At 65.7% G+C, this 20,739-nt stretch carries 28 protein-coding genes and 1 tRNA gene; 4 read left to right on the forward strand and 25 right to left on the reverse strand.

The genetic code is table 11. The features are described 5' to 3' along the window. Positions 1-52: 52 nt before the first annotated feature. From AC1D01_RS01950 to rplN, 23 genes are all read right to left on the reverse strand, one after another. Positions 53-517 (reverse strand): cupin domain-containing protein, encoded by a 465-nt coding sequence (locus AC1D01_RS01950; protein WP_477864426.1) that lies wholly within the window; start codon positions 515-517, stop codon positions 53-55. A gap of 121 nt (positions 518-638) precedes the next feature. Then, positions 639-715 (reverse strand) — tRNA-Met (locus AC1D01_RS01955). A 44-nt stretch (positions 716-759) separates the two neighbouring features. Next, positions 760-2,628: a protein-disulfide reductase DsbD gene (gene dsbD / locus AC1D01_RS01960; RefSeq protein WP_477864427.1), complete on the reverse strand. Its 1,869-nt coding sequence runs from the start codon at positions 2,626-2,628 to the stop codon at positions 760-762. 57 nt (positions 2,629-2,685) lie between these two features. Continuing rightward, complete coding sequence (locus AC1D01_RS01965; protein WP_477864428.1) at positions 2,686-3,471, reverse strand: ABC transporter permease; 786 nt, start codon at positions 3,469-3,471, stop codon at positions 2,686-2,688. Positions 3,472-3,483: 12 nt separating this feature from the next. Then, positions 3,484-4,404 (reverse strand): ATP-binding cassette domain-containing protein, encoded by a 921-nt coding sequence (locus AC1D01_RS01970; RefSeq protein ID WP_477864429.1) that lies wholly within the window; start codon positions 4,402-4,404, stop codon positions 3,484-3,486. 110 nt (positions 4,405-4,514) lie between these two features. Beyond that, positions 4,515-4,907 (reverse strand): 50S ribosomal protein L17, encoded by a 393-nt coding sequence (rplQ, locus tag AC1D01_RS01975; RefSeq protein WP_477864430.1) that lies wholly within the window; start codon positions 4,905-4,907, stop codon positions 4,515-4,517. Positions 4,908-4,980: 73 nt separating this feature from the next. Beyond that, positions 4,981-5,967 carry a DNA-directed RNA polymerase subunit alpha gene (locus tag AC1D01_RS01980; protein ID WP_047507668.1) on the reverse strand — a complete coding sequence of 329 codons (987 nt, stop codon included), beginning with the start codon at positions 5,965-5,967 and terminating at the stop codon, positions 4,981-4,983. 166 nt (positions 5,968-6,133) lie between these two features. After that, the gene (rpsD, locus tag AC1D01_RS01985) at positions 6,134-6,757 is read right to left on the reverse strand and encodes a 30S ribosomal protein S4 (RefSeq protein ID WP_047507670.1); all 624 of its coding nucleotides are present in this window, start codon (positions 6,755-6,757) and stop codon (positions 6,134-6,136) included. A 162-nt stretch (positions 6,758-6,919) separates the two neighbouring features. Further along, entirely contained in the window at positions 6,920-7,321 is a 402-nt protein-coding gene (gene rpsK, locus AC1D01_RS01990; RefSeq protein WP_025495798.1) for a 30S ribosomal protein S11, read from the reverse strand. A 17-nt stretch (positions 7,322-7,338) separates the two neighbouring features. Next, positions 7,339-7,704, reverse strand: coding sequence for a 30S ribosomal protein S13 (rpsM, locus tag AC1D01_RS01995; protein ID WP_477864431.1), 366 nt, complete (start codon positions 7,702-7,704; stop codon positions 7,339-7,341). A gap of 37 nt (positions 7,705-7,741) precedes the next feature. Then, entirely contained in the window at positions 7,742-7,855 is a 114-nt protein-coding gene (rpmJ, locus tag AC1D01_RS02000) for a 50S ribosomal protein L36 (RefSeq protein WP_011830995.1), read from the reverse strand. A 60-nt stretch (positions 7,856-7,915) separates the two neighbouring features. Beyond that, positions 7,916-8,134, reverse strand: a complete 219-nt coding sequence (infA, locus tag AC1D01_RS02005; RefSeq protein ID WP_047489367.1) for a translation initiation factor IF-1 — start codon at positions 8,132-8,134, stop codon at positions 7,916-7,918. A gap of 39 nt (positions 8,135-8,173) precedes the next feature. Continuing rightward, a complete protein-coding gene (gene secY, locus AC1D01_RS02010; RefSeq protein WP_477864432.1) occupies positions 8,174-9,484 on the reverse strand; it encodes a preprotein translocase subunit SecY in 1,311 nt (436 codons plus the stop codon). 16 nt (positions 9,485-9,500) lie between these two features. Beyond that, positions 9,501-9,932, reverse strand: a complete 432-nt coding sequence (gene rplO, locus AC1D01_RS02015; protein ID WP_477864433.1) for a 50S ribosomal protein L15 — start codon at positions 9,930-9,932, stop codon at positions 9,501-9,503. Positions 9,933-9,946: 14 nt separating this feature from the next. Next, the gene (rpmD, locus tag AC1D01_RS02020) at positions 9,947-10,129 is read right to left on the reverse strand and encodes a 50S ribosomal protein L30 (protein ID WP_047507678.1); all 183 of its coding nucleotides are present in this window, start codon (positions 10,127-10,129) and stop codon (positions 9,947-9,949) included. A 20-nt stretch (positions 10,130-10,149) separates the two neighbouring features. Next, the gene (gene rpsE / locus AC1D01_RS02025; protein WP_477864434.1) at positions 10,150-10,668 is read right to left on the reverse strand and encodes a 30S ribosomal protein S5; all 519 of its coding nucleotides are present in this window, start codon (positions 10,666-10,668) and stop codon (positions 10,150-10,152) included. Positions 10,669-10,712: 44 nt separating this feature from the next. Next, positions 10,713-11,078 carry a 50S ribosomal protein L18 gene (gene rplR / locus AC1D01_RS02030; RefSeq protein WP_477864435.1) on the reverse strand — a complete coding sequence of 122 codons (366 nt, stop codon included), beginning with the start codon at positions 11,076-11,078 and terminating at the stop codon, positions 10,713-10,715. Between the two features lie 11 nt (positions 11,079-11,089). After that, complete coding sequence (gene rplF / locus AC1D01_RS02035) at positions 11,090-11,623, reverse strand: 50S ribosomal protein L6 (protein ID WP_477864436.1); 534 nt, start codon at positions 11,621-11,623, stop codon at positions 11,090-11,092. Positions 11,624-11,639: 16 nt separating this feature from the next. Continuing rightward, positions 11,640-12,035: a 30S ribosomal protein S8 gene (gene rpsH, locus AC1D01_RS02040; protein ID WP_047507686.1), complete on the reverse strand. Its 396-nt coding sequence runs from the start codon at positions 12,033-12,035 to the stop codon at positions 11,640-11,642. A 27-nt stretch (positions 12,036-12,062) separates the two neighbouring features. Further along, positions 12,063-12,368, reverse strand: a complete 306-nt coding sequence (gene rpsN / locus AC1D01_RS02045; RefSeq protein ID WP_477864437.1) for a 30S ribosomal protein S14 — start codon at positions 12,366-12,368, stop codon at positions 12,063-12,065. A gap of 8 nt (positions 12,369-12,376) precedes the next feature. Next, on the reverse strand, positions 12,377-12,916 hold the full coding sequence (rplE, locus tag AC1D01_RS02050; RefSeq protein ID WP_047507690.1) for a 50S ribosomal protein L5: 540 nt from the start codon (positions 12,914-12,916) through the stop codon (positions 12,377-12,379). A 10-nt stretch (positions 12,917-12,926) separates the two neighbouring features. Then, positions 12,927-13,244 (reverse strand): 50S ribosomal protein L24, encoded by a 318-nt coding sequence (gene rplX / locus AC1D01_RS02055; protein ID WP_477864438.1) that lies wholly within the window; start codon positions 13,242-13,244, stop codon positions 12,927-12,929. A gap of 25 nt (positions 13,245-13,269) precedes the next feature. Beyond that, entirely contained in the window at positions 13,270-13,638 is a 369-nt protein-coding gene (gene rplN, locus AC1D01_RS02060) for a 50S ribosomal protein L14 (RefSeq protein WP_011831006.1), read from the reverse strand. Positions 13,639-13,945: 307 nt separating this feature from the next. Between rplN and yajC the strand changes: the two genes are divergently transcribed. The 4 genes from yajC to AC1D01_RS02080 are packed head-to-tail and all read left to right on the forward strand — an operon-like array spanning position 13,946 to position 19,571. Beyond that, positions 13,946-14,278 (forward strand): preprotein translocase subunit YajC, encoded by a 333-nt coding sequence (gene yajC, locus AC1D01_RS02065; protein WP_477864439.1) that lies wholly within the window; start codon positions 13,946-13,948, stop codon positions 14,276-14,278. A 10-nt stretch (positions 14,279-14,288) separates the two neighbouring features. After that, entirely contained in the window at positions 14,289-16,178 is a 1,890-nt protein-coding gene (gene secD / locus AC1D01_RS02070) for a protein translocase subunit SecD (protein WP_477864440.1), read from the forward strand. A gap of 33 nt (positions 16,179-16,211) precedes the next feature. Beyond that, positions 16,212-17,243, forward strand: a complete 1,032-nt coding sequence (secF, locus tag AC1D01_RS02075; protein ID WP_477864441.1) for a protein translocase subunit SecF — start codon at positions 16,212-16,214, stop codon at positions 17,241-17,243. A gap of 39 nt (positions 17,244-17,282) precedes the next feature. Further along, positions 17,283-19,571, forward strand: coding sequence for a DUF1631 family protein (locus AC1D01_RS02080; protein WP_477864442.1), 2,289 nt, complete (start codon positions 17,283-17,285; stop codon positions 19,569-19,571). A 64-nt stretch (positions 19,572-19,635) separates the two neighbouring features. Here the strand turns inward: AC1D01_RS02080 and AC1D01_RS02085 are convergent, their stop codons facing one another. Then, positions 19,636-20,088 carry a Smg family protein gene (locus AC1D01_RS02085; protein ID WP_477864443.1) on the reverse strand — a complete coding sequence of 151 codons (453 nt, stop codon included), beginning with the start codon at positions 20,086-20,088 and terminating at the stop codon, positions 19,636-19,638. Between the two features lie 63 nt (positions 20,089-20,151). Then, positions 20,152-20,739 (reverse strand): DNA-processing protein DprA (locus AC1D01_RS02090; RefSeq protein WP_477864444.1); only part of this gene is annotated, 588 nt, incomplete at its 5' end.

Below are 20,739 nucleotides of genomic sequence, written 5' to 3' on the forward strand. Positions count from 1 at the left end.
GGACGGCCATTTTAGCGAGGGGTCGAAAACCCCGTCGCTGCCTCTGGAGGCCTTACTTCTGTTCGTCGGCGGGGTTCACGAAGTGCCGTCCGCCGGGGCCCATGCCGGTCACTTGAACGATGGTCTCGTCCCGCACTTCGACGAAGTGGGGAACGTTGGCCGGCTCGGTGTAGAAGCTGCCCGCGGGCAGGGCTTTGAGGGCCTTGGCGTCCCACTTCTCGCCGTAGCCCGTGTACCAGGTGCCGGACAGCACGGTGATCTGCCGGAAATCGGGGTGCGTGTGCGGGGCGAGCTTGTAGCCGGCGGGCACTTTCAGTCGGACCGTGTAAGGTCCCGGCTTGGCCGGGTCGCCGATCAGGATCGCCTGGGAGATGCCGCGCACGGCGAGGCCGCCCGTGTCCCATTTCATTTCTTCCGGCGTCAACGTGACCACGCCTGCATCGGCAGCTTGGGCGATCACGTTGCACGACAGCACAGCCGCCGTGCACAGAAACAAGATTGTTGGTTTGATGTTCATGGTTGACCCTGATGAATCTGCAGGACTGCAGGACCTGCATGTCGCAAAGTCTGCGCCAGATTCCGCGTCAGATTTGAAATGCAAAAAGGCCCTCGCATGGAGGGCCTTCTTGTTCTGGATTTGGTTGCGGGGGCTGGATTTGAACCAACGACCTTTGGGTTATGAGCCCAACGAGCTACCAGACTGCTCCACCCCGCGACTGAGCCTGTGACTATAGCACAGGAACTGATGGCGTGCGAGCTTTACAGGCCGGCTCGCTGCAATGTCACGAGGAACTCTTCGGCCTTCTGGAAACCGATCACGCGGGTGCCCTGCATTTCACGACCGTCGGCAGCGAAGAAGATCGTGCCCGGCGGGCCGAACAGGTTGAAGCGCTTCAGCAGCGCGCGATCGTCGTCGTTGTTCTTCGTCACATCAGCCTTCAGCAGCAGCGCGTTCGCGAGCTTCGCCTGCACGGCCGGATCGGTGAACGTGAAGCGCTCCATTTCCTTGCACGACACGCACCAGTCGGCATAGAAGTCGAGCATCACCGGCCGGCCTGCGCTGCGCAGTGCGGCATCGAGCTCGGCAACGCTGCGCACCGTCGCGAACGTCGGCCCGTGCGCTGCCGCAACGGCACCGCCGCCCCGCAAGTGCCCGAGCGGTTGCAGCGGATCGGTGCCGCCCGAGGCCGCGCCCACCAGTTGCAGTGTGCCCAGCAAGGCCAGCACCGCCGCACCCGACTTGCGCAGCAGCGTGCCCGGCGCCGTCGCGGGCGCGTGCGCACCGCCGGCCAGCGCGACCACCGCCGCACCGATCAGCAATGCGCCCCACAGCGCCAGCGCCACCGTGGCCGACAGCACCGGCTGCACCGTGTACAGCGCCACCGCGAGCAGCATCAGGCCGAACAGGCGCTTGACGCCATCCATCCAGGCGCCGGCGCGCGGCAGCAGCGTGCCGGCCGAGGCCCCGACCAGCAGCAGCGGGATGCTCATGCCGGCCGCCAGCGAGAACAACGCCGTGCCACCGAGCAGCACGTCGCGCGTCTGGCTCAGGTACACCAGCGCACCGGCCAGCGGCGCGGCCACGCACGGGCTCACGATCAGCGCCGACACGCCGCCCATCGCGAACACGCTGGCCATGCGCCCGGCCGGCAGTTGCTGCGAGGCCTCGGTCAGGCGGCCGGTCAGCGCCGCCGGCAGCTGCAACTCGTACACGCCGAACATCGAGACCGCGAGCGCCACCAGCCCCAGCGCGAACACCCCCAGCACCCACGGGTTCTGCAACGCCGCTGCGAGCCCGACGCCGGCCAGCCCCGCCGCCACGCCGAACGCGGTGTAGACCAGTGCCATGCCGAGCGAATAGCTCGCGGCCAGCGCCAGCCCGCGCGAGCGGGTGACGTTGTGCCCCTGCCCGACGATGATCGACGACAGGATCGGCAGCATCGGCAGCACGCAGGGCGTCAGCGACAGCAGCACGCCGGCCAGGAAGAACACGCCGACCACGGTCCAGAAACGGCCGCCGCGCAAGGCGGCGTCGATGCCGGCGTTGTCGGTGGAGGTCGGCGCTGCCGATGACGGCGACGCTGCCTCCGTCTGCGCCAGGGCCGCTGTGGCCGAGCCGGTGGGCGCCGCGCTCGACGACGTGGCACCGCTGCCGCCCGCCACCACCAGCCGCGCCGTCCCGTCGCCGCCGAAGCCGCTCAGGCCGATCTCCGCCTGCGTCTCGCGCGGCGGATAGCACAGGCCCTTGTCGGCACACCCCTGGCTCGTCACCGTCAGCGTGAAGCGCGGTGCCGCCTGCTGCACCGGCACGACGATGCGGATCACGTCGCGGTAGGTCTCGACATTCTTCTGGAAGGTCTCGTCGAACTTCACCTTGCCCGGCGGGATGACCGGCTCGCCGAGCGTCGCCCCGCCGGCCGCGAACCTGAACTGCTCCCGGTAGAGGTAGTAGCCCGGCGCGATCGCGAAGCTGACCTCGACGCTCTTCGCGTCCAGCGGCTTCGCATCGAAGCGGAAGGCCACCGCGGGGTCGAGGAAATCGTCGGCGGCCCGCGCCGCGCCGGGCAGCGCGCACAGCGCCGCCGCCCACATCATCAATGCAGCCGCCAGGCGCGGCCAGGGGGTCACGGGATTCAATGCACGCATGGGAGGGGGAGTCGAAGGCACGCGACAGGTTCCGTGCCGCTACTTGAAGAAACGGCGCCGGGTGAGCACCAATGCCAGGTAGTAGCCGCCCCCTGCATAGGCGGCCAGCACCAGCACCGGCAGCCCCACCTGCTGCGGCCACTGCCCGAGGATCAACGGCCGCACCAGGTCGACCGCGGCGGTCAGCGGCAGCACCTGCGCGATCACCTGCAGCCAGCCGGGCATCTGCTCGATCGGGAAGTACACGCCCGACAGGAAGGTCATCGGCGTCATCACCAGCGTGAAGTAGTAGGTGAAGAAATCGTAGCTCTGCGCCAGCGCGTTGAACACCAGTGCGATCGAGGCGAATGTCACGCCGACGAAGCACAGCACCGGCAGCGCGAGCAGCATCGTCGGCGCCCGGCTGATCCCGAGCACGAAGATCACCGCCATGATCGCCGCCACCGTGAACACCGATTTCATCGCCGCCCACAGCATCTCGGCGAACACGATGTCGTCGAGCGCGATCGGCGCGTTCATGATGCTGTCCCAGGTGCGCTGCACCTGCATGCGCGAATAGGCCGAGTACAGCGCCTCGAAGGTCGCGGCCAGCGCACCGCTGACGGCGATGCTCCCCGACGCCAGGTACTCGATGTACGGCAGCCCCTGCACCTGGCCGATCATCGAGCCGAGCCCGTAGCCGAACGCCACCAGCGTGATCAGCGGCTCGGCGATGTTGCCCAGCACGCTCGGCACCGCCAGCTTGCGCCACACCAGCAGGTTGCGCAGCACCACCGGCCAGAAACGCGCGGTGATGCGCGGGGCGGCGTAGAGGGAGATCAGCATCGCTCGGTCCTGTCAGGCGTCGTCACGGATCTGCCGGCCCGTGAGCTTGAGGAACAGGTCCTCCAGGTTCGCCGGCCGGTGCAGTGTGCGGATGTCGTGGTGCTGCGCCAGCGCCTGCAGCAGCGGTTGCGGCTGGCGCAGGTAGAAGAACACCGTCTCGCCGCTGGTCTCGACACGCTCGGCCAGGCCCGCATGCTGCGCCGCCATCGCGAGCGCGCCATCGCCGAACACCTCGACGACATCGGTCTCGAGGTGCTCGTTGATCAGGCCGCGCGGCGTGCCTTCGGCGATCTTGCGGCCGTGGTCCAGCACCAGCAGGCGATCGCACAGGCGCTCGGCCTCGTCCATGAAGTGGGTCGTCAGCAGGATCGACTTGCCCTGCTGCAGCAGGTTCTGCAGCCGCTCCCACATCAGGTGCCTCGCCTGCGGATCGAGGCCGGTGGTGGGCTCGTYGAGCAGCAGCAGGTCGGGGTCGTTGATCAGCGCACGGCCGAGGCTCAGGCGCCGCTTCATGCCGCCGGACAGTTCGCCGGGCTTCGCATCGGCCTTCGATTGCAGCGAGGCGAACTCCAGCAGCTTCGGGATGCGCGCCTCGATCGTCGCTTTCGGCAGGCCGAAGTAGCGGCCGTAGACGCGCAGGTTCTCTGCGCAGGTGAAATCGGGATCGAGGCTGTCGAACTGCGTGACGACGCCGATCCGCTTCTTGGCCTCGCGCACCTGCTGCGGAATCGGCAGCCCGAAGGCCTGCACCTCGCCGGCGTCCGGCCCGACCAGGCCCAGGCACATGCGGATCGTGGTGGTCTTGCCGGCGCCGTTCGGGCCGATCACGCCGAGGCATTCGCCCGCCTGGATCTCCAGCGAGAGGTCGTCGACGACGGTGTTGGTGCCGAATTTCTTGTGCAGGTGGGAGATGCGGAAGATCGGCTCGGCCATGCCGCGCAGTGTGCCATCGCCGCGAGAAAAGCATCGCCCATGGAAAAAGGGCCGGTGATCGCAATCACCGGCCCTTTTCGATTCAGCGCGCCTTGTTCAGGCGCTGCCGCTCAGGCGTTGTCGGTCGCCGCTTCGTCGGCCACTTCAGGGCGGTCGACCAGCTCGACGAAGGCCATCGGCGCGTTGTCGCCGATGCGGAAGCCCATCTTCAGGATGCGGGTGTAGCCGCCCGGGCGCGCCTTGTAGCGCGGGCCCAGTTCGTTGAAGAGCTTCGTGACGATGTCGCGGTCGCGCGTGCGGTCGAAGGCGAGGCGGCGGTTCGCCAGCGTCGGCTCCTTGGCCAGCGTGATCAGCGGCTCGACGACGCGGCGCAGTTCCTTGGCCTTCGGGACCGTGGTCTTGATCGCTTCGTGCTGCAGCAGCGAGTTGCACATGTTGCGCAGCATCGCAGCGCGGTGCTCCGACGTGCGGTTGAGTTTGCGAAGTCCGTTGCGGTGACGCATGGTGCTGTTCCTTTGTTGACTGACTTATAAGACCCCAGCCGTATCAGGTACTGGGGGTGCACGATCAAACGCGTTAGCGCTTGTCGAGGCCCTGCGGGGGCCAGTTCTCGAGGCGTGCGCCCAGCGTGAGACCACGCGAGGCGAGCACTTCCTTGATTTCGTTCAGCGACTTGCGACCCAGGTTCGGGGTCTTCAGCAGCTCGGTCTCGGTGCGCTGGATCAGGTCGCCGATGTAGTAGATGTTTTCGGCCTTCAGGCAGTTGGCCGAACGCACCGTCAGCTCGAGCTCGTCGACCGGACGCAGCAGGATCGGGTCGAACTGCGTGCTGCGCTGGGCCGGCTGGTCGAACGCGGCGATCTCGCTGCCTTCCAGCTGCGCGAACACGGCCAGTTGTTCCACCAGGATCTTCGCCGACGCGCGGATCGCCTCTTCCGGCGTGATCGCACCGTTCGTGACGATCTCCATCACCAGCTTGTCCAGGTCGGTGCGCTGCTCGACGCGGGCGCTCTCGACCGTGTAGCTGACGCGGGCGACCGGCGAGAACGAAGCGTCCAGCACGATGCGGCCGATCGACTTGGTCGGCTCGTCGCCGTAGCGGCGCAGCGTGCCGGGCACGTAGCCGCGGCCCTTCTCGACCTTGATCTGCATGTCCAGCTTGCCGCCTTGCGACAGGTGGGCGATGACGTGATCCGGGTTGATGATTTCCACATCGTGCGGCGTCTGGATGTCGCCGGCGGTGACGGGGCCTTCACCTTCCTTGCGCAGCACCAGCGTCACTTCGTCGCGGTTGTGCAGGCGGAACACGACGCCCTTCAGGTTCAGCATGATGTGAACCACGTCTTCCTGCACGCCGTCGACGGTCGAGTACTCGTGGAGCACGCCGGCGATCGTCACTTCGGTCGGCGCATACCCCACCATCGACGACAGCAGCACGCGACGCAGCGCGTTGCCCAGCGTGTGGCCGTAGCCGCGCTCGAACGGTTCGAGCGTGACCTTGGCGCGGTTGCCGCCCAGCGGCTCCACATTGATGGCTTTGGGTTTGAGCAGATTTGTTTGCATGAGGTCTTTCTTTCAATACCCTCGGTTCGTTACACCGATAAGGCTGAGGGACCAACGGCCACGGCGGGTGCCACGGCCGCACCAGGGAAATCGAGAGACTCGCGAAACGCGGACGGGCCACCCCGCGCCGCCCACGGGGGCGACGTCGGCGTGGCCGGCACGGGCATCAACGCGAATACAGTTCAACGATCAGCGCTTCCTTGATGTCCGCGCCGAATTCGTCGCGGTCCGGCGCCTTCTTGAACACGCCTTCCAGCTTGCTCGCATCGACCTGCACCCAGTTCGGCATGCCTTGCGATTCGGCCAGCTTGACCGAGTCGGTGATGCGCAGTTGCTTCTTCGACTTGTCACGCACGGCCACCGTGTCACCGGCCTTGACCAGGTACGACGCGATGTTGACCGTGGCGCCGTTCACCGTGATCGCCTTGTGCGACACCAGCTGGCGCGCTTCGGCACGGGTCGAGCCGAAGCCCATGCGGTAGACGACGTTGTCCAGGCGCGATTCCAGCAGCAGCAGCAGGTTGGCACCGGTGTTGCCCTTGCGGCGCTCGGCCTCGGCGAAATAGCGGCGGAACTGGCGCTCCAGCACGCCGTACATGCGCTTGACCTTCTGCTTCTCGCGCAGTTGCAGGCCGAAGTCGGAGGTGCGCGAGCCGGAGGTGCGGCCATGCTGGCCGGGCTTGCTGTCGAACTTGACCTTGTCACCGATGGCGCGACGGGCGCTCTTCAGGAACAGGTCGGTGCCTTCACGGCGGGCGAGTTTGCCCTTGGGGCCAAGATAACGTGCCACGTTGCTTCCTTTGGTCAATCTGACATGGGCTTCCTCTGAAGCTCATGCGAGTCCGGCGAGTGTTGTTCTGGGCGCTCGGACGGTGGGCTTGAGGCCTGGCGGCCTAACGAATGCGCCGGCGCGGTGCAAGGCACCCGCCGGCGACGAGAAAAACTTCAGCGATCAGATGCGACGACGCTTCTGCGGACGGCAGCCGTTGTGCGGCACCGGCGTCACGTCGGAAATCGAGTTGATGCGGATGCCCAGCGAAGCCAGGGCGCGCACCGACGATTCACGACCCGGGCCGGGGCCCTTGATCCGCACGTCGAGGTTCTTGATGCCCTGTTCCTGGGCAGCACGACCTGCGACTTCAGCCGCCACCTGGGCTGCGAAGGGCGTCGATTTGCGCGAACCCTTGAAGCCTTGGCCACCGCTCGACGCCCAGGACAGCGCGCCGCCCTGACGATCGGTGATCGTGATGATCGTGTTGTTGAACGATGCGTGAACGTGGGCGATGCCGTCCGCAACATTCTTGCGGACCTTCTTGCGCACACGCTGGGCAGCGGTATTCGGTGCTTTAGCCATATCGACCTTCTCTCAAATCACTTCTTGACCAGGGCGCCGGACTTGCGCGGGCCCTTGCGAGTGCGCGCATTCGTCTTCGTGCGCTGGCCGCGAACCGGCAGGCCACGGCGATGACGGAAGCCACGGTAGCAGCCGAGGTCCATCAACCGCTTGATGTTGATGGACATCTCGCGGCGCAGATCGCCCTCGATCGTCATGCGGCCGATTTCTTCCCGGATCTTCTCCAGGTCGGTGTCGGTCAGGTCCTTGATCTTGCGATCGAGCGGGACGTTGCAGGCGGCGCAGATCTTCTGCGCGGTGCTGCGACCGATGCCGTAAATCGCCGTCAGGCCGATCTCAGCGTGTTTCTGGGGCGGAATGTTGATACCAGCAATACGTGCCATGAGCTTCCTCTATTCGCTTTTCGTCCGAAGGCCAGGTTCAGCCTTGGCGCTGCTTGTGGCGCGGATCCGTGCAGATCACGCGCACAACGCCCTTGCGACGGATGACCTTGCAATTCCGGCACATCTTCTTGACCGATGCTGCAACTTTCATACTCTTCTCCTAGGCCCTTTCAGAGCGCTTCCTGATTCAAACTCGTCGTGTTCCGAACAATCACTTGGCCCGGAACACGATGCGGGCCCGCGTCAAATCGTAGGGCGTCAACTCGACTGTCACCTTGTCGCCGGGCAGGATGCGGATGTAGTGCATCCGCATTTTTCCGGAGATGTGGCCCAGCACGATGTGCCCGTTTTCCAACTTCACACGAAACGTGGCATTCGGCAGATTCTCCAGAATCTCGCCTTGCATCTGAATGACGTCGTCTTTCGCCATGCCTGTCTGTTTCGTGTCTGTCTTCGTCGATCACCAGCATCAGCTGGCCTTGAAATTCGCCTTCTTGAGCAGCGACTCGTACTGCTGACTCATCACATAAGACTGCACCTGCGCCCAGAAGTCCATCGTGACAACCACGATGATCAGCAGCGAGGTCCCGCCGAAGTAGAACGGAACGTTGTACTTCAGCACCAGGAATTCGGGCAGCAGGCAGACCAGCGTGATGTAGATCGCACCGGCCAGCGTCAGGCGGGACAGGATGCGGTCGATGTGCTTGGCCGTCTGGTCGCCCGGACGAATGCCCGGAATGAACGCGCCGCTCTTCTTCAGGTTGTCTGCCGTCTCACGGCTGTTGAACACCAGTGCCGTGTAGAAGAAGCAGAAGAACACGATCGCCGCGGCATACAGCATCACGTAGATCGGCTGGCCCGGAGACAGCAGGCCGGCCAGGTCCTTCAGCCAGCGCAGGCTTTCGCCCGTCGCGAACCAGCTCACCACGGTGGCCGGCAGCAGGATGATCGACGACGCGAAGATCGGCGGGATCACGCCCGACATGTTCAGCTTGAGCGGGAGGTGCGACGACTGGCCGCCGTAGACCTTGTTGCCGACCTGGCGCTTCGCATAGTTCACGAGGATCTTGCGCTGGCCCCGCTCGACGAACACCACCGCATACGTCACCGCCCCGATCACGAGCAGGATGAACAGCAGCACCAGGACGCTCATCGCGCCGGTGTTGCGCAGCTCGAGCAAGCCGCCGATCGCGTTCGGCAGGCCGGCCGCGATGCCACCGAAGATCAGGATCGAGATGCCGTTGCCCAGGCCGCGTTCGGTGATCTGCTCACCGAGCCACATCAGGAACATCGTGCCGGCCACCAGGCTCACGACCGCCGTCAGACGGAAGCCGACGCCGGGCGAAACGACCAGGCCCGCCTGGCCCTCGAGCGCCAGCGCAATGCTCAGCGACTGGAAGATCGCGAGGCCCAGCGTGCCGTAGCGCGTGTACTGCGTGATCTTGCGACGACCCGACTCGCCTTCCTTCTTCAGCGCTTCCAGGCTCGGCACCACGTAGGTCATCAGTTGCATGATGATCGACGCCGAGATGTAGGGCATGATGCCCAGCGCGAAGACGGTGAAGCGCGACAGGGCGCCGCCCGAGAACATGTTGAACAGGCTCAGGATCCCGCCCTGCTGGCCCTTGAAGAGCTGCTGCAGTTGGTTCGGATCGATGCCCGGCACCGGGATGTGCGCTCCGATGCGGTACACGACGAGCGCCAACACCAGGAAGACGAGCCGGCGACGGAGGTCGCCGAACTTGCCACTCTTGGCCAGCTGATTCGCGTTGGTTGCCACTGAAGCGCGTCCCGAGTTACGCGACCGAGCCGCCAGCGGCTTCGATCGCAGCCTTGGCAGCGGCGGTCGCGCCGATGCCCTTGAGCACGACCTTCTTGGTCAGCTCGCCGGTCTTGATGACCTTGACCACCTTGGCCAGCTGGCCGACGAGGCCCGCTTGCTTCAGCGTCAGCATGTCGACTTCATCGGTGGCCAGCACCTCGAGGTCGGACAGCGTGATCTCGGCGTTGTACTTCAGCAGCGCCGACTTGAAGCCACGCTTCGGCAGGCGACGTTGCAGCGGCATCTGGCCGCCTTCGAAGCCGACCTTGTGGTAGCCGCCCGAACGCGATTTCTGGCCCTTGTGGCCGCGGCCGGCCGTCTTGCCCAGGCCGGAGCCGATGCCACGGCCGACACGGCGCTTGGCATGCTTGGCGCCCGCGGCGGGCTTGATGTTGTTCAGTTCCATGTTCGTTCCTCGGGTCAGAGCACTTTGACCAGGTACTGGACCTTGGTGATCATGCCGCGCACTGCCGGCGTGTCTTCCAGCGTCGATTCGCTGTTCAGCTTGCGCAGGCCCAGGCCGCGCACGGTCGCGCGATGCGATTCGCGCGTGCCGGCGATGCTGCGGACCAGCTTGATCTTGACGGTTTTCTTGTCAGCCATGATGTTTCTCCGCGCGCCGTTCAGCCGAGGATCTGCTCGACGGACAGGCCACGCTTGGCGGCGATCTCAGCCGGCGTGCTGACATGCTTCAGGGCATTCAGCGTGGCGCGAACGAGGTTGTACGGGTTGGTCGAACCGAGGCTCTTGCAGACGATGTCGGTCACGCCCATCACTTCGAACACCGCGCGCATCGGGCCGCCGGCGATGATGCCGTCACCCGGCTTGGCCGGTGCCATCAGGACGCGCGAAGCACCGTGCTCGCCGATCACCTTGTGGTGGATCGAGCCGTTCTTCAGCGAGACCTTGACCATGTTGCGACGGGCGGATTCCATCGCCTTCTGCACGGCGACCGGAACTTCCTTCGCCTTGCCCTTGCCCATGCCGATGCGGCCATCGCCGTCACCGACCACGGTCAGAGCCGCGAAGCTCAGCGTGCGACCACCCTTGACGACCTTGGTGACGCGGTTGACCGCGATCATCTTTTCCTTCAGGCCGTCGTCGTTGCCTTCAGCCTGCGCGCGGGGTTGAAACTTTGCCATTGTCGAATTCCTTGTCTTCGCCGATTCTCAGATGCCCGAGGGCATCAGAACTGCAGGCCGGCTTCGCGAGCCGCGTCTGCCAGCGCCTTGATGCGGCCGTGGTATGCAAAACCGGCGCGGTCGAACGCCACCTTCTCGACGCCCGCAGCCTTCGCCTTCTCGGCGATGCGCTTGCCGATGACGGTGGCAGCAGCCACGTTGCCACCCTTGCCCGAGGCGCCCAGTTCCTTGCGGACGTCGGCTTCGGCGGTCGAGGCGCTGGCCAGCACCTTCTGGCCGTCGTCGGAGATGACGCTGGCGTAGATGTGCAGGTTGGTGCGGAAGACCGTCAGGCGCGCCACGCGTTGGACCGCGATGCGTGCACGGGTCTGGCGGGAGCGGCGAATGCGCTGATCTTTTTTGTTCAACATGTCGTCGCTCCTTACTTCTTCTTGGTCTCTTTGAGGGTGACCTTCTCGTCGGCATACCGGATGCCCTTGCCCTTGTAGGGCTCGGGCGGCCGGATCGCGCGGACTTCAGCGGCGATCTGGCCAACGGCTTGGCGATCGGAACCCTTGATGATGATTTCGGTCTGCGTCGGGCACTCGACCTTGATGCCGGTCGGCATGTCCTTCGACACCGGGTGCGAGAACCCGATCTGCAGGTTCAGCTTGGTGCCGGCAGCCTGGGCCCGGAAGCCCACGCCGACCAGCGTCAGCTTCTTCTCGAAACCCTTGCTCACGCCGTTGACCATGTTGGCCACCAGCGCGCGCATCGTGCCCGACATCGCGTCGGCTTCGACGCTGTCATTGGCCGGTGCGAACTGCAGCTTGCCGCCTTCGTTCGTCACGGCCACCAGGCCGTTCACCGGACGCACCAGCGTGCCGAGCGAGCCCTTGACGCTGATCTTCTCAGCGGTGATCGACACATCCACGCCTTGCGGGAGAGCGATCGGCATTTTTCCTACGCGGGACATTTCGCTTCTCCGTTGCTTAGGCGACGTAGCAAAGCACTTCGCCGCCGATACCGGCCTGGCGAGCCTTGCGGTCCGTCATCACGCCCTTCGGCGTGGTCACGATGGCGACACCGAGACCGTTCATCACGCTCGGGATGTCGTGGCGGCCCTTGTAGATCCGCAGACCCGGGCGGCTGACGCGCTCGATGTGCTCGATCACCGGGCGGCCGGCGTAGTACTTCAGCGTGATCTCGAGCTGCGGCTTGGACTTTTCGCCCACCAGCGCAAAACTCTCGATGTAGCCCTCGTCCTTCAGGACTTGCGTGATCGCCACTTTCAGCTTCGACGCCGGCATCGTCACGGAGGTCTTCTGGACCATCTGTGCGTTGCGGATGCGCGTCAGCAGATCGGCGATAGGATCACTCATGCTCATTCGAATATCTCCTGATCGTCCTGCCGATTACCAGCTGGCCTTGACGACACCGGGGATGTCGCCCTTGAACGCGAGTTCGCGGATCTTGTTGCGGCCCAGGCCGAACTTGCGGAAGGTGCCACGCGGGCGACCGGTCAGCTCGCAACGGTTGCGTTGACGCGTCGGGTACGCATTGCGCGGCAGCTTCTGCAGCTCCAGGCGCGCGGCGTAGCGCTCTTCGTCGGACTTCTTCGCGTCGTTCGCCGTAGCCTTCAGCTCGGTGTACTTCTTCGCGAACTTGGCAACCAGTCGCTCGCGCTTCTCTTCGCGCTGGATGAGGGATGTCTTAGCCACGGGCCACCTCAGTTCTTGAACGGGAATTTGAACGAAGCGAGGAGCGCCTTGGCTTCATCGTCGCTCTTGGCAGTCGTCGTGATGCTGATGTTCAGACCACGCAGCGCATCGACCTTGTCGTACTCGATCTCGGGGAAGATGATCTGTTCCTTGACGCCGATGTTGTAGTTGCCACGGCCATCGAACGAACGACCCGAGATGCCGCGGAAGTCACGAACGCGCGGCAGCGCGATCGTCACGAAGCGGTCCAGGAATTCATACATCTGGACGCCACGCAGCGTGACCATGCAGCCGATGGGCACGCCGTCACGGATCTTGAAGCCGGCAATCGCCTTCTTCGACTTCGTGACCACGGGCTTCTGGCCGGCAATCTTGGTCAGGTCGCTGACAGCGTGTTCCATGACCTTCTTGTCCGAGACCGCCTCGCTCACGCCCATGTTGAGCGTGATCTTCGTGATGCGGGGAACCTGCATCGTCGAGACGTAGCCGAACTTCGTCACGAGGTCGGGAACGACCTTCTCGCGGTAAAACTGTTGCAAACGAGCCATGGCTAACCTCTTATGCCTTGATTTCTTCGCCGCTGGACTTGAACACGCGGACCTTCTTGCCGTCAGCCAGCAACTTGATGCCCACGCGATCACCCTTGCCGGTCACCGCATTGAAGATGGCGATGTTCGACTGATGGATCGGCATGACCTTGTCGACGATGCCGCCGGTGGTGCCCTTCATCGGGTTCGGCTTGACGTGCTTCTTGACGACGTTCACGCCGTCGACGCTCAGGTGGTCAGCATCGACACGTGCGACGACCTTACCGCGCTTGCCCTTGTCGCGACCGGTCAACACGATGACCTCGTCGCCTGTACGAATCTTGTTCATGGCTCGTCCTTTGACTTGTCTCAGCTCAGAGCACTTCAGGTGCGAGCGAAACGATCTTCATGAAGCGCTCGGTACGCAGTTCACGCGTGACCGGGCCGAAGATGCGGGTGCCGATCGGCTCGAGCTTGGCGTTCAGCAGGACGGCGGCATTGCCGTCGAACTTGACCAGCGAGCCGTCCTGGCGGCGAACGCCCTTGGCGGTGCGAACGACGACGGCACTGTAGACCTCGCCCTTCTTCACGCGACCACGCGGCGCAGCTTCCTTGATGCTGACCTTGATCACGTCACCGATGCCGGCGTAACGACGCTTCGAGCCGCCGAGCACCTTGATGCACATGACGGATTTCGCGCCAGTGTTGTCCGCGACATCAAGCCGCGATTGCATTTGAATCATGTTCAGTCCCCAACTTGTACTGCGCAAGCGCAGTCAGTCTTGGGCCCGTGGTTTGGGCGGAGCCGAGGCTCGTTTCACTGGGGCTCCACTGACCTCATCACTGAGTTCCTTGGTGCACAGCCAAACGGGCGTTTCGGCGAAGCTGCGGATTATGGGGGACTTCTGAAACCCGTGTCAACCCGGTCCCGCAAAAGAAACCGGGCGCAGCGCCAGGACTTTGCCTGCGCGCCACAACCTACAATCGCGGACTTTTCATTTCTGCCCCGGGGCCGTCTGGCACGCAGGGGCGTCCACTGAGGATTCTCACGTGTTCATTTCCGAAGCTTTTGCCCAGGCCGCTCCCGCAGCAGGCGCCCAGTCGCCGTTCGGCGGTGGCATCACCGGCATGCTGCCGTTCGTGCTGCTGTTCGTGGTGATGTACTTCGTGATGATCCGCCCGCAGATGAAGCGGCAGAAAGAGCACAAGGCGATGATCGAGGCCGTCGCCAAGGGCGACGAGGTCGTGATCGCCGGCGGCCTGCTCGGCAAGGTCGCCAAGCTCGGCGAGACCTTCATCCACGTCGAGATCGCCGAAGGCGTCGAGGTGCAGGTGCAGCGCAGCTCCGTCGTGCAAGTGCTGCCCAAGGGCACGGTCAAGTAAGCAGGGTGCCATGAATCGCTATCCGTGGTGGAAGTACGCGATCCTCGGGATCGCGCTGGTGGTCGGCCTGCTGTACACGCTGCCCAATGTGTTCGGCGAAGCGCCGGCCGTGCAGATCAGCAGCGGCAAGCCGACGCTGAAGCTCGATGCGTCGATGACGCAGCGCGTGACGCAGGCGCTGTCCGCGGCCGGCATCCCGTCGGACTTCGTCGAGTTCGACGGCAACTCGGTGCGCGCCCGCTTCGGCGACGTCGACACCCAGGGCAAGGCCAAGGTAGCGATCGCCAATGCACTCAACCCGGACCCGAACGACCCGAGCTACGTCGTCGCGCTGAACCTGCTGTCGCGCTCGCCGCACTGGCTGACCGCGATCCGCGCGCTGCCGATGTACCTGGGCCTGGACCTGCGCGGCGGCGTGCACTTCCTGATGCAGGTCGACATGAAGTCGGCGCTGACCAAGAAGGCCGAGGCGCTGACCGGCGACATCCGCACGCTGCTGCGCGACAAGAACCTGCGCCACGCCGGCATCTCGCGCAACGGCGACACCGTCGAGGTGCGCTTCCGCGACCGCGAGACGGTGAACGCGGCGCGCTCACTGCTGACCGAACAGCTGCCCGACCTGCAATGGACCGAGACGCCCGACGGCACCGAGATCCGCATGTCCGGCGCTCTGAAGCCGGCGGCCGCGCGCCTGGTCCAGGACGCCGCGATCAAGCAGAACATCACGACGCTGCACAACCGCGTCAATGAACTGGGCGTCGCCGAACCGGTGATCCAGCAGCAGGGCGTCGACCGCGTGGTCGTCGAGCTGCCGGGCGTGCAGGACACCGCGCGCGCCAAGCAGACGCTCGGCCGCACCGCGACACTCGAGCTGCGCATGGTCGACGACAGCGCCGAAGCCAATTCGGCGGCAGCCGGCAACGGGCCGGTGCCGTTCGGCACCGAGCGCTTCACCGAACGCGGCGGCCGCTCGATCATCGTCAAGCGCAACGTCGTGCTGACCGGCGACAGCCTGACCGATGCGCAACCCGGCTTCGACAGCCAGACCCAGCAGCCGAAGGTCGACCTGACCGTCGACGCGAAGGGCGCGCGCATCATGCGCGACACCTCGCGCGACAACATCGGCAAGCGCATGGCGATCATCCTGTTCGAGAAGGGCAAGGGCGAGGTCGTGACCGCGCCGGTGATCCAGGGCGAACTCGGCAACCGCTTCCAGATCTCCGGCTCGATGACGCCGTCCGAGGCCACCGACACCGCGCTGCTGCTGCGCGCTGGCTCGCTGGCCGCGCCGATGGACATCATCGAGGAGAGCACGATCGGGCCGACGCTCGGCGCCGACAACATCGCCAAGGGCTTCCACAGCGTGATGGGCGGCTTCGCCCTGATCGCGCTGTTCATGTGCTGCTACTACCTGCTGTTCGGCGTGTTCTCGACGCTGGCGCTCGCGTTCAACCTGCTGCTGCTGGTGGCGGTGCTGTCGATGCTGCAGGCGACGCTGACGCTGCCGGGCGTGGCCGCCATCGCGCTGACGCTGGGCATGGCGATCGACGCCAACGTGCTGATCAACGAGCGGGTGCGCGAGGAACTGCGCAACGGCGCGTCGGCGCAGGCGGCGATCCACGCCGGCTACGAGCGCGCGTTCGCGACCATCCTCGACTCCAACGTCACCACGCTGATCGCCGGCSTCGCGCTGCTGGCCTTCGGCTCCGGCCCGATCAAGGGCTTCGCCGTGGTGCACTGCCTGGGCATCCTCACGTCGATGTTCTCGGCGGTGATGTTCTCGCGCGGCCTCGTGAACCTCTGGTACGGCAGCAAGAAGAAGCTCAAGAGCGTGTCGATCGGCCAGGTCTGGCGCCCGCAGGGCGCACCGGCCACGCCGGGCGACCAGCCGCAAGGCTGACCCCACGCAACACCCGAACTAGCAGGCAATTCCATGGAATTCTTCCGGATCAAGCGCGACATCCCGTTCATGCGGCATGCGCTGGTGTTCAACGTCGTGTCGCTGCTGACCTTCCTGGCGGCGGTGTTCTTCCTCGCGACCCGCGGGCTGCACCTGTCGGTCGAGTTCACCGGCGGCACGCTGATCGAGACCGCCTATTCGCAGTCGGCCGACATCAACCGGGTGCGCGGCATCGTCGAAGGCCTGCAACTGGGCGAGGCCCAGGTGCAGAACTTCGGCAGCGCGCGCGACGTGCTGATCCGCCTGCCGGTGCGGCCGGACATCAAGCAGGACGTGGTCGTCGAGCGGGTGTTCGGTGCACTGTGCAAAGCCGAGAACGGCATCGTGTCGACGCTGCAGTCCGTCAGCGACAAGGGCGAGGCCGTGTCGCGCCCGGTCTGCAAGGTCGGCGACGCGGAGCCGGTATCGCTGCGCCGCAACGAGTTCGTCGGCCCGCAGGTCGGCCGCGAACTGGCCGAGGACGGCGCCAAGGCGCTGGTCTTCGTGATCGCCGGCATCATGCTGTACCTCGCCTTCCGCTTCGAGTGGAAGTTCTCGGTCGCCGCGATCGTCGCCAACCTGCACGACGTGATCATCATCCTGGGCTTCTTCGCGTTCTTCCAGTGGGAGTTCAGCCTGTCGGTGCTGGCCGCCGTGCTCGCGGTGCTGGGCTACTCGGTCAACGAATCGGTCGTGATCTTCGACCGGATCCGCGAGGCCTTCCGCAAGTACCGCAAGATGACGACACCCGAAGTCATCGACCACGCGATCACCAGCACGATGAGCCGCACCATCATCACGCACGGCAGCACCCAGATGATGGTGCTGTCGATGCTGATCTTCGGCGGCCAGACGCTGCACTATTTCGCCGTGGCGCTGACGATCGGCATCCTGTTCGGCATCTACTCGTCGGTTTTCGTGGCCGCCGCCATCGCGATGTGGCTGGGCGTGAAGCGTGAAGACCTGATGAAAGCGACGGCCAAAGAGACCGATCCGGACGATCCGAACGCCGGAGCGGTGGTGTAGAGTAAGGACTTCCCCACTCGATCGCTATCCGACACCTTCATGGCGACCGCCGCCGATTCGTTGGCCCTGGCCGCCCAGGCGCGCCGCTCCTACGTCGAGCGGCTCCTCTACGGCGTGCCCGGCATCGTCCAGGCGGTCGAGGAAGGCGCCCGCTTGCTGGCCGCCCAGACGGCCGAGCACGGGATCCAGTACAAGCGCCGCGATGCGGCGGCCGACCTGCGGCGCGCCGCGCCGTTGTGGGTCAGCGGCATGACGACGGCACTGCGCGCCTCGCTCGGCAACGGCATGGTGTCGGCTTCGCGCCCCGGTGACCTGCCACCACCCGGGCGCGCTGCCAGCATGACGCTGGTCGACGACGACACCATCGAGGTCGAGATCCTCAGTTCGCGGCTGGCGTTGGCGATGATGGACAAGTCGTCGTGGGAGTTCACCGACCTGCGCTCGCGCATGTCGTCGATGGAACGCCGCGACGAGCTCGACACCAACGACGTGCTGCGCCCCCATGTGCTGGCCCGCATCGTCACCGCCGCCTGGCGCGGGGCCTCGCTCAACCATGACCTGTGGCGCACGCTGCAGGGCGTGATCCACGAGGAATTCGCGCATTTCGCCGAAGAGGCGTACCACGAGACCAACCGCTGGCTGGTGCAGAAGGGCGTGTTGCCCGACGTCGACCTGCGGCCGTTCATCCGGCGCACGCGCAATGGCCAGGGTGCTGGCGGTGGCGGCGCCTCCGGCGGGCCGGCGACCGTCGCATCGCCGGCAGGCACCGGCTTCGGCCGCACCGGCGTCGGTGAGGAAACCCGCATGATGACCCGGGCCGGCGGCTTCGCCCGCGGGGCCGACCACGCCGAGGCGGTGCTCGGGCGCCTGAACCGGCTGATCGGCCGGCAGCTCCCCGACTTCAGCCGCACGGCGCCGATGAATTCGGCCTCGCCCGAGTTGCGGGCCGCAATCACGGACGCCCAGCAAGGCATCCAGCGGCGCCTCGGAGCGGGCTCGCCCGATTCCCCGCGCACCTCGGCCGGCCAGGTCAGCACCCCGGCCCTGCTCGAGGAACTGCACCAGCGCAAGCAGGCGCTGAAGAAGGCCGCGTCGACGCCGGTCGAGCGCGCCACGATCGAGATCGTCGCGCTGCTGTTCCAGAGCATCCTGACCGAGGAGCGCATCCCGGCCGTCGTGCGGGTGTGGTTCGCCCGGCTGCAGATGCCGGTGCTGCGGGTGGCCGTCAGCGAGCCCGATTTCTTTGCGACCGTCGACCACCCGGCGCGCCGGCTGATCGACCGCATGGGCGCCTGCGTGATGGGCTTCGACTCCACCAGCCGCGCCGTCGGCGATGCGCTGGAGCGCGAGATCAAGCGCGTCGTGCAGGTCGTCGAGGCCTACCCGGACACCGGACGCCGGGTGTTCCAGACCGTGCTGACCGAGTTCGAGAAGTTCCTCGAGAACTATTTCCAGAACGAGAACGAGGCCACCCGCAAGGGCGTCTCGCTGGCCCAGCAGGTCGAGCAGCGCGAGACGCTCGCGATCCAGTACACGATCGAGCTGCGCAAGATGCTCAACGAGGTGCCGGTGCAGGAAGGCGTGCGCGACTTCCTGTTCCAGGTCTGGGCCGACGTGATGGCGATGACTGCGGTGAAGAGCGGCGCGCAGGGCGCCGAGACGAAGACGATGAAGCGCGCCGCGGCCGACCTGATCTGGTCGGCGAGCGCGAAGGTCTCGCGCGAGGAACGCGCCGAAGTGATCCGCCGCCTGCCGCCGCTGCTGAAGACGCTGCGCGAGGGCATGGACCACGCCGGCGTCTCGCCCGAGCGCCAGGACGAGCACATCCAGCGGCTGAACAACTCGCTCGCCGCGGCGTTCACCGCGAAGACGGCCGCGATCCCGCAGGAGCGGCTCGAGGAACTGATGGTCCGCCTCGAGACCCTCGAGGAAATGCTGCCGGAATCGGCCGATGTCGACATCGACGAGGCGATGGTGCTGGACCTGTCGGGCCACGAGAGCGCCGAGCTCGAGGTGGTCGGCGAAGGTGGCTCGATGCCGACGCCGGCGATGCTGACCTGGGCGCGCGAGCTGCAGGTCGGCGGCTGGTACATGCTCGACTACCGCAATCGCAACGAGGCCGTGCAGCTCGCCTGGCAGGGCCTGCGGCGCCAGCTGGCGCTGTTCGTGTCGCCGCATGGGCGCGGCATCCTGTTCCAGCAGCACCGCCTGGCGGCCTTCCTGCAGGCCGGCCTGCTGGTGCCGGCGCAGGATGAATCGCTGACCGTGCGGGCCACGCGCAGCGCGCTGGCCAAGCTCGATGTCGATCCGAGCCGGTTGTTGAACTGACCCTCCGGCCCCAACGAAAAAGCCACCGCGTTCGGTGGCTTTTTTCGTTGGCAAGGCGGGGAAGTCAGTGGATCAACCGATCCGCCTCGTCGACGAACAACTCGTCCAGGATCAGCGCATCGGGTTCTTCGCCCAGGCTCCAGAACACCATCAGCACGATGATCTTCAGGTCTTCGAGGTCGACCGGTCCGCCGGAAATCGCCGTCGCGCGATCGATGACCATCTCACGCATCGGTGGCGGCAGCACGCCGGCCGATTCGAGGAAGCTGACGAAGCCGATGGACGCCTCGCCCAGGTGCTCCTGCTCGGTGGGCGTGTAGACGCGAAGACTGTCGGGACCCTGCTCGCCGCCGTACGACTGCGCTGCAGTGGCCAGGCCGTCGAGCCAGGACAGCGCCTCTTCGATCTCGTCGGACTCGAAGCCCATCGCTGACAGCTTGCGTGTCAGTTGGGCGTGGTCCGGGCATGCGTCCGGCCGCCAGTAGTTTTCGTACAGGTAGACAAGCACGTCGAACATGAACCCACTATACCGCACGGTCACTCCCGCATGACTGGCAAAAAGCCCTGGGTCCGGGGTGGCTCAGGCAGCTGAAACCCTCTGAAACAGCTGGCCCGGAAGCCGGCTCACGCGGCCTTCCAATTCCAGCTCCAGCAGGCGGATGTTGAGCTGCTGCGCCGACCATCCGGTGCGTGCGACCAGCGCGTCCAGCGTGACGGGCTCGAACCCGAGTGCCGCCATGACGGCATCGTCGGGGATGCTCCCGGAGTCAACGCCCACGTCGGCCGTCGCTCCCGGATCACCACGCTGCTGGAACTGGAATTCCTCGAGCACATCGGCCGCACTCTCGACCAGCTTGGCACCCTGCTTGATGAGCCCATGGCAGCCGCGCGACTGCGGCGAATGAATCGAGCCGGGAATCGCGAACACCTCGCGACCCGCCTCGCTGGCGAGCCGGGCGCTGATCAGCGAACCCGATTGCAGCGCTGCCTCGACGACCAGCGTGCCGCGCGACAGGCCGGTGATGATGCGGTTGCGCTGCGGGAAGTTGTGCGCGAGCGGCGGCATGCCCAGCGCGTACTCGCTCAGCATCAGCCCTTCGGCGGCTATGCGTTTCGCCAGCGCGGCATGGCGTTTCGGGAAGACCTGGTCCAGGCCGGTACCGACCAC

Source organism: Rhizobacter sp. P3_B12, assembly GCF_056402895.1.